Here is a 1,399-nt window from a genome sequence, read left to right as displayed (position 1 = left end):
AGCGCGCGTACAGTGACGCTGCATTTGGCGCAGTGTGGTTGGCGCATTACGGCCCCAGTGCCTGACCAGAATGCGCAGCGTATCATCAAGACCGGCCACAACCTGTGCAGCATCAAAAACCGGCTGATGGCGCAGTGCACGCATGGCCGCGTGCAGCGTGAGCAGGTGACCTGCCATATTGCCGCTGTCCACGCTGGAGATATAGCGCGGGGCCAGCGGGGCCAACGTGCGCGTGTCGTACCAGTTGTACAAATGGCCGCGATAATGCTCCAGTTTGTCCAGCGTATCCAGGGTGTCCGCGATGCGTGTCAGAGCCTGTTCCAGCGGCAGGTAGCCGAAATCCCAGGCGGTCAGCGTTGCCATCAATGACAGGCCGATGTTGGTAGGCGACGTGCGGTGAGCGATGACCGCGTGCGGCGCTTGCTGATAATTGTCCGGCGGCAGCCAGTTGTCGTCTGCGGTGACAAAGGTCTCGAAGAACGCCCATATTTCCCGGCTGTTTTGTCGCAGCCGTCGCTGTTGCTTGGCGTTCAGCGCCGTTCGCTGACGTTGAGGTTCGCGGCTCATCCAGCTTAGCAATAACGGCGTCAGACACCAGAGTGCCCCCAGAGGCAGTGCCACCACCAGCAGCATGGGCGCAAGCTGTGCGCTCAGCAACGGGAGAGCCAACCCCATCGCTACGTTGAGCCACATGGCGCGGTAAAAGCGCCCCGGTGCGGCGTCGCGCTGTGCGCTGCACTGCGCAAAAGTAGTCCATTGATTAAGATTACGTCGGCTGACACCCAGTCGCCACAGGGTGATGGCAATGGCGTGAAGCGAATACCCCGCACGGTGCGGCAAGGTGAGGATCTCGACGCCCATACGCAACAAACGTTGGCGCGCGCCGACAATCACCAACCGCACATGCTGCTCGAACGGACGGCGCCGAGGCTTGCTGATGATGTCCTGAAACGTGGACAGCAGCGTGGGCAGCAGCACTGTCAGCGTTAATGCCGACAGCCAATAGGCGTGATTGGGCACGGCCAACAGGGCGCAGAACAGCAGTGTCAAAAAGGCGGGCGGCACCAGACTGCGGCGCAAATTATCGAACAGTTTCCAACGCGACAGCAGGCTCAATGGGTTTTTGCTGTGCGATCCATCCGCACGCATCACCTGAGGTTTCAGCCAGTTAAGCAGTTGCCAGTCGCCCCGAATCCAACGAGTGCGGCGCGCTACATCGGCCAGATAATGGTTCGGATACTGTTCATACAACAGCACGTCGCTGACCAGCCCCGAACGGGCATAACAGCCTTCGAGCAGATCGTGGCTCAGCACCAAATCTTCCGGGCACACTTGCTGCGTTGCGGTAACGAAGGTATCCACATCGTAGATGCCTTTGCCGACAAAAGAGCCTTCGGCA

The 1,399-nt window shown here is 59.9% G+C and carries 1 pseudogene; it reads right to left on the bottom strand.

The annotated features are described in order from the left end of the window. A pseudogene (locus tag J5224_RS27780) lies at positions 1-1,399 on the bottom strand (cyclic beta 1-2 glucan synthetase); the annotation flags it as partial.

It is taken from the genome of Candidatus Symbiopectobacterium sp. NZEC135 (genome assembly GCF_025962695.1).
This window is presented reverse-complemented; position numbering and strand designations above follow the sequence as displayed.